Raw genomic sequence first — 6,897 nt, forward strand, 5'->3', positions numbered from 1 at the left:
CTGCCTTTTCTCAAAAAACCATTACTGGAGTCGTTTCTGATTCCCTAAACCAACCACTAGAATCGGCCAATTTAATTGCAAAACCCTTGCAAGAAAAAGCGGGAATCAAGTACAATTGCAAAAAATATAGTCGTGCTTTAAAATACTTTTGTCCTTTTAAAAACGTTCAAAATAAAAATACTATCTTGCCAATGCTAATGTTTACCCTAAGTTAAAATTATGTTAATCCCCATAAAAATTTTGCCAAAAGCTTTTTTTTTTTTTTCTACTTTTGAGTGGCTAGTCAGATAGGCTAGCGTAACTTAAAAACAATTTAAAATGAAAAAAGTAATTTTTAGTGCTATCGCGATGATAGCGTTTGTAGGAAGTAGTATGGCGAATACATCAGAAGTTAAAGTAGCGGAGAAACTTGAAACTAAGGATTGTATTGCAGAAGCTGCATTTAAAGTGGATCAATATGAAAAAATGAATGGGTGTCTTACTGACACACAGTATGCTCATCTTTTGGGAGTATATTTCAGAATGTGTCAATCAAACCCAAATCCATGTGTGTCACATGACATAAATTAAAACGTAATTTGCTAAAGCTCAAAAATAAACCTACACAATTTAGTGTAGGTTTTAAATTTATTTATCATGAAATTCAAAGTTTTTCACTTTTTATATCTTTTTACTATTTTCAATGTTTTACAGTCCTATTCACAAGGTACTATTGTAAATTGCGTTACCTACAAAGTTGATAGGTACTTGTTTGAAAATGAGAAAGAGCGTTCCGATGATGAGCAACTGAAAGCTTTTAGATCAATTGAATATCAGCTTTTATATAATAATTCTAGAAGTATATATCAGCCTGTCGAAAAGTTATATGAAGGCGATAATATGGAACTATATGATTTTGCTAAAATGATGGCAGGAACTTACTTTTTTAAAGATATCTTAACGAAAGAAAAGATTGAGCTATCTGATGCAGGTGGCGAGATGTTTTATGTGTTTAAGAAGTATGACGAATATAAATGGGAAATTACAAATGAAACAAAAATAATTGATGGTTATAAATGTATAAAAGCGATGTCGTATAAAGAAGAGATTTCTCCAGTAAGAAATACTCGTAGAAAGTTTTATCCCACCGTGTGGTTTGCACCAGAAATACCTGCTCCTTTTGGACCATATGGGCTAGATGGATTGCCTGGCCTAGTATTAGAAGCGACGTACAATGGGAAAATATATTTTTATGCAACAAAAATTGATTTCAACTCTTCATCGGAAATCGTGCTTGAAAAACCTTCAAAAGGAAAATTCGTACAAGAAGATGAATTTTTGAAAATTGTCAATGACGTTACGCAAAAGCTGTTATTTGGGGGCCAGTAAAAAATTATGAGAAAAATATTAATTTTCAATTTCTTCGTATTATGCAATGCATTGTCATTTGCACAATCTAAGTCGGGCATAGTGGAGTATGAAATTGCTGCTGTAGATGTCCCTTTTAAAGAAGGCAATTCGCAAAATGACATGGTTAAAAGCTTAATTGAAATGGCGAAAACACAAAAGTATGAATTAAAATTTAACAGTAATTTTTCGAGTTTTATGCAAGTTGAATCTTTAGATAATGGACAATATGATGAAAATTTACTACGTTCTGCAAAAAGTGTCTACGCAACACTTGATAGTTATTTTATAGACGGCACGAAAAAAGAACTTATAACAAAAACTGATGATAATATTCTTGTAAAATCAGACGCAATCGCCTCGGGTTGGAAAATTTCGACAGAAACAAAAATGATAGATACTTATTTATGTTACAAAGCAACCTATACGTCTGAATTTGTGGCAAGAAATAATAAAATCAAAACCAAAACAATAACGGCTTGGTTTGCACCAAGTTTACCTTTTCCTTATGGTCCAATTGAATTTCATGGCTTACCCGGTTTGATATTAGAGTTAAATAAAGATTACACAACCTATTTGGCAAAAAAAATAGTTTTTGTGAATCAAGAATTAAAAACTGATTTTCCAAAAGGCAAAACAATAACCAAAGATGAATATGAAAAAGTCATTCTAAAATATTAAAACCCTAAATGCCCAAATTCCTCCTTCTATTCCTCCTAATTTCCCTGTCCGCCTTTTCTCAAAAAACCATTACAAGTGTTGTTTCTGATACCCTAAACCAACCACTGGAATCGGCCAATTTAATTGCAAAACCCTTGCAAGAAAAAGCGGGAATCAAGTACAATTGCAAAAAATATAGTCGTGCTGTAAAATACTTTTGTCCTTTTAAAAACGTTCAAAATAAAAATACTATCTTGCCAATGCTAATGTTTACCCTAAGTTAAAATTATGTTAATCCCCATAAAAATTTTGCCAAAAGCATTTTTTTTTTTTTTCTACTTTTGAGTGGCTAGTCAGATAGGCTAGCGTAACTTAAAAACAATTTAAAATGAAAAAAGTAATTTTTAGTGCTATCGCAATGATAGCGTTTGTAGGAAGTAGTATGGCAGCTGATATTGCTGAGAGAGAGTTAGAAATTATTGTGGATAAAGGTTCTACTATCGAAGTTTTAATCTTAGGAAGAGATTGTAGAGCTGAGCAAGCAGCTACAGTAAAATATGCTAAAGAAGTAATGGGGATGAATGATAAAGATGCCAATACCGCCGGTTATATCATCTTCTTTGACTGTAAATCAGATAATCTGAAAAATATGAGTATTTTTTAATTCATATTAAATCATTAATTGATACTTATTTTGAGGAGTTTATGTGACTAATACTAAACTCCTTTTTCATTTTTTTAAGGAAATGCGATTCAAACATCAATGTAGATTTGAGATATGAGCTTCTGTGCATAGGTCAATCAATTACTCCCAATAAATAGTTAGAATATTATAAATTATTAAAAATCTACAAATGAAAATACTGGCTCTTCTATTTCTTACAAGTTTTTGTATTGCACAAAATAAAAATCTAACAGTAACTTACGGGTTAGTTTTTCAAAATGACGAATTAATAAATAAAGATGGGGGTATGTTTAAAGTTCATTATGACTACGCAGTTGCAAATCCAAACCGATTTATGTTTGATTTAAAAATTGATTCATTCGGCTCGTCATTTGAAATAAAAAATAAATTAAGTACAGATGAGAAAACTTTAAGCGATAAACTTGCATTTGTTTTTGCAAAATATCCCGGTTTAATTCTTTCTTTTAGAGATTCAATATTAAAGCAATCTACTTTACTTGGAAATAAAGTATTTATCAAGTCAGAAGTAATTAAAGGCTGGACTTTAACAAATGAGTCAAAAGAAATCGACGGATATCTATGTTACAAAGCGGTAAATATTGACAGGGTGGTAAATGGTTCAAGTGTTTTTGAACATCCCATTATTGCATGGTATTGTCCAAAACTTCCGTTTTCTTATGGTCCAATAGGTTATGGAAATTTACCTGGATTAATTTTACAATTGCAAGTCCGAAATGTAGTTTATGGAGTATCGAAAATTGATTTTGATGCAGATAACTTGCCAGATTATAGCATCCTTAAGAAGGGTGAAATTATTTCTGAAGACGAAGAAAGTTTCAGATTAAAAAGTCTTTTTGATGATTAAAAGTATGCATATTTACGGAAAAATGGAGTAAATAAACAGGTTGTTTCTTTTTGTCAATTATACTTTTTCAATGTTTTGAATATGCCCAAATCCCTCCTTCTTTTTCTCTTCATTTCCCTCTCTGCCGTTTCTCAAAAAACCATTACAGGTGTCGTTTCTGATACCCTAAACCAACCACTTTAATCAGCTAATTTATTTGCAAAACCTCTGCAAGAAAAAGCTGGAATTAAGTACAATTGCAAAAAATATAGTTGTGTTGTAAAATACTTTTGTCCTTTTAAAAACGTTCAAAATAAAAGCAGTAAATTGCATAATCAAAACGTTTTTTTAGTTAATGTTATGTTAATCCCTATAAAAATCTTGCCAAAAGCATTTTTTTTTTTTTTTCTACTTTTGAGTGGCTAGTCAAGAAAGGTTAGCGTAACTTAATAACAATTTAAAATGAAAAAAGTAATTTTTAGTGCTATCGCAATGATAGCGTTTGTAGGGAGTAGTATGGCGAGTATGACAGAAGTTGAAAGTGCTGAAGTTGCAGTAACAAGAGACTGTATGCAAGAAGCTAGAGCTTCTGAGGACGCGACATTTACAGCAACTGGAAACGATGGTGCTTCAGTAGCAGCTGGATTAGGTGCATTGGCAGACTGTTTAGAAGCTACCACGCCTAAAGTTAGAAAGTCCGTATCTATCAATTAATCTCAAAGACTGTAAAAATTAAATTTTTACAGTCTTTTTTTAAACTGAAAAATGAAAAAAAATATTTTGTTATTATTAATATTGTTCTGTTTTTCTATTTTGCTTGCACAAAATAATAAAACGGTGACATGTGTATACAAAGTTTACACGCCTTTTGATCTAAAAAAAACAGAAGTTAGTAATGTATCGGAATCGATTGCCAAGACTAAACCATTGTCTTTTGTGCTGGCAATTTGTAATAATACATCAAAATTTTCTCTAATAGATAACATGGAACTGGACGACGTAGATATGCTGTCTTTAAGGTTTCGAAAAATCCTTTCATTTGATGGCAAATACATAGAAACTAGCCTAAATGATGACGAAATATTTGAAAGAAATGAGTCTCTAGGAGCAAATTTAGCAATAAAAACTAAAATCTCCGATTATAAATGGAATATCACTACCGAATCAAAAATGATAGATAACTATTATTGTTTAAAAGCAACTTGTCAAATAAAAGGTCGCGGACGAGGTGGTGCTGTAATTGATAAAGAGATTACTGCCTATTTTTGTCCGGCATTAAATTATCAATTTGGACCCAGAGAGTTTTGTGGTTTGCCAGGTTTAATTTTAGAAGTTGTGGTAGATAATTCAGTAATCGGAATCGAATCAATAAGTTTCAATAATCTAAGTTCAAAGGACGCTTGCGTTCAAGAAGATCGTAAAAATTTAAATATTTTTAATAGCTATATCGATTACAGTATGCAAGTTCACGGAAAGGGTGAGTAAAAAACAGGTTGCTAGTCTTTGTATTTTATACTTTTTAAATGTTTTGAATATGCCCAAATTCCTCCTGCTATTCCTCCTCATTTCCTTCTCCGCTTTTTCCCAAAAAATAATTTCGGGAGTAGTCTCTGATACGCTGAATAAACCCCTCGAATCAGCTAATTTAATTGCAAAACCCTTGCAAGAAAAAGCGGGAATTAAGTGCAGTAGCAGAAAATATAGTCGTGTTGTAAAATACTTTTGTCCTTTTAAAAACGTTCAAAATAAAAGCAGTAAATTGCATAATCAAAACGTTCTTTTTAGTTAATATTATGTTAATCCCTATAAAAATCTTGCCAAAAGCATTTTTTTTTTTCCCTACTTTTGAGTGGCTAGGCAATAAAGGCTAGCGTAACTTAAAAACAATTTAAAATGAAAAAAGTAATTTTTAGTGCTATCGCAATGATAGCGTTTGTAGGAAGTAGTATGGCGAATAATATTGCTGAGAGAGAAGTTCTGTTAACTGATTCTGAAGTTACGCAAATAGCAGAAATGGATGCTAGCGTAGTTGTAGCAAAAGATTGTGGTGTTGCTAAATTTTCAGCTTACAATGATGCTAAATCTGCGTGTTTTACGCACGAACAAGCGACTGGAATGGCTTGGAATGTCTACTTTTTTTGCATGTCAGAGAATAGTAAAAAAGTAACGAGCATCCAGCCTTAAAATGTTTTAAACAATAAGCATATCTTTTAAAAAAGATATGCTTATTTATAAAGAAGCTATGAAAAATAAAACAGTTTTAATTTACACGCTATTATTTGTTAATGTATTGTTTAGTCAACAAAAAAACATTGCTGTAGAATATGCGGTAAAAATTGATGATGAAAAAGAACTCTTTAATAATAATCCCAGTTTAAGGAAAATGTTCGATGATGCTCGAATGGGAGTTAATAGTCTTTTGTTTAATTTAATAATTAATAAGTCAGGTTCTAAATTTTATGAAAACGCTATCTTGTCGAGTGATGAAAGAAATTCGAAAAGCGCAACTATTTTTGCAGGATATTCGGGGGTAACTTTTCAATTTGAAAATTCTATTTTTCAAGAAATGAATTATCTTGAAAAAGATATTTTGGTAAAAGAGCCTTTGAGAGATAATTGGGAGTTACACCTGGAAACAAAGTTGATTGATAATTATTTATGTTATAAAGCAACAAATGTGAATAAAGTAGATAATGGAAAAGGAAAAATATTCAATCATCCCGTAATTGCTTGGTATTGTCCTGAACTTCCCTATAGTTTTGGGCCTAACGGTTATGGTAATTTGCCTGGATTAATATTAGAACTTCAAGTTAGAAATGTGGTTTATGGTGCTAAAAAGGTTGATTTGGATTCAAAATTTGATTTTGATTCATCATTCCTAAATAAAATTAAAACTATTTCGTTAGAAGATTACAATAAGAAACTCCAAAAGGATGCGGAAAACTTTAAAGATTAATTTGTGAATGCGCATTTCTAAAGAGTCATTACAAAAAGCCATTCTAAAAAATTAAAACTTTAAATGCCCAAATTCCTCCTTCTATTCCTCCTAATTTCCCTGTCCGCCTTTTCTCAAAAAACCATTACAGGTGTCGTTTCTGATACCCTAAACCAACCACTGGAATCAGCCAATTTATTTGCAAAACCTCTGCAAGAAAAAGCTGGAATTAAGTAAAATAGCAGAAAATATAGTTGTGTTGTAAAATACTTTTGTCCTTTTAAAAACGTTCAAAATAAAAATACTATCTTGCCAATGCTAATGTTTACCCTAAGTTAAAATTATGTTAATCCCCATAAAAATTTTGCCAAAAGCATTTTTTTTTTT

General features: G+C 31.2%; 10 protein-coding genes. All 10 read left to right on the plus strand.

All coding sequences use genetic code 11. From position 1 onward, the window contains the following. Positions 1-215 (plus strand): hypothetical protein (locus ACIQ2X_RS12125; RefSeq protein WP_396179179.1); only part of this gene is annotated, 215 nt, incomplete at its 5' end. A gap of 103 nt (positions 216-318) precedes the next feature. Next, positions 319-570 (plus strand): hypothetical protein, encoded by a 252-nt coding sequence (locus ACIQ2X_RS12130; protein ID WP_396179180.1) that lies wholly within the window; start codon positions 319-321, stop codon positions 568-570. A 66-nt stretch (positions 571-636) separates the two neighbouring features. Then, positions 637-1,368 carry a GLPGLI family protein gene (locus ACIQ2X_RS12135; RefSeq protein WP_396179181.1) on the plus strand — a complete coding sequence of 244 codons (732 nt, stop codon included), beginning with the start codon at positions 637-639 and terminating at the stop codon, positions 1,366-1,368. 6 nt (positions 1,369-1,374) lie between these two features. Then, positions 1,375-2,067: a GLPGLI family protein gene (locus tag ACIQ2X_RS12140; protein ID WP_396179182.1), complete on the plus strand. Its 693-nt coding sequence runs from the start codon at positions 1,375-1,377 to the stop codon at positions 2,065-2,067. Between the two features lie 367 nt (positions 2,068-2,434). Continuing rightward, positions 2,435-2,710, plus strand: coding sequence for a hypothetical protein (locus tag ACIQ2X_RS12145; RefSeq protein WP_396179183.1), 276 nt, complete (start codon positions 2,435-2,437; stop codon positions 2,708-2,710). 190 nt (positions 2,711-2,900) lie between these two features. Then, positions 2,901-3,596: a GLPGLI family protein gene (locus ACIQ2X_RS12150; protein WP_396179184.1), complete on the plus strand. Its 696-nt coding sequence runs from the start codon at positions 2,901-2,903 to the stop codon at positions 3,594-3,596. 471 nt (positions 3,597-4,067) lie between these two features. Next, positions 4,068-4,289: a hypothetical protein gene (locus tag ACIQ2X_RS12155; RefSeq protein WP_396179185.1), complete on the plus strand. Its 222-nt coding sequence runs from the start codon at positions 4,068-4,070 to the stop codon at positions 4,287-4,289. A gap of 51 nt (positions 4,290-4,340) precedes the next feature. After that, complete coding sequence (locus ACIQ2X_RS12160) at positions 4,341-5,060, plus strand: GLPGLI family protein (protein ID WP_396179186.1); 720 nt, start codon at positions 4,341-4,343, stop codon at positions 5,058-5,060. A 408-nt stretch (positions 5,061-5,468) separates the two neighbouring features. Next, positions 5,469-5,759 carry a hypothetical protein gene (locus ACIQ2X_RS12165; RefSeq protein WP_396179187.1) on the plus strand — a complete coding sequence of 97 codons (291 nt, stop codon included), beginning with the start codon at positions 5,469-5,471 and terminating at the stop codon, positions 5,757-5,759. A 58-nt stretch (positions 5,760-5,817) separates the two neighbouring features. Then, positions 5,818-6,531, plus strand: a complete 714-nt coding sequence (locus ACIQ2X_RS12170) for a GLPGLI family protein (RefSeq protein ID WP_396179188.1) — start codon at positions 5,818-5,820, stop codon at positions 6,529-6,531. Positions 6,532-6,897: the final 366 nt, after the last annotated feature.

The organism is Flavobacterium sp. (genome assembly GCF_044368625.1).
Classification (GTDB): domain Bacteria; phylum Bacteroidota; class Bacteroidia; order Flavobacteriales; family Flavobacteriaceae; genus Flavobacterium.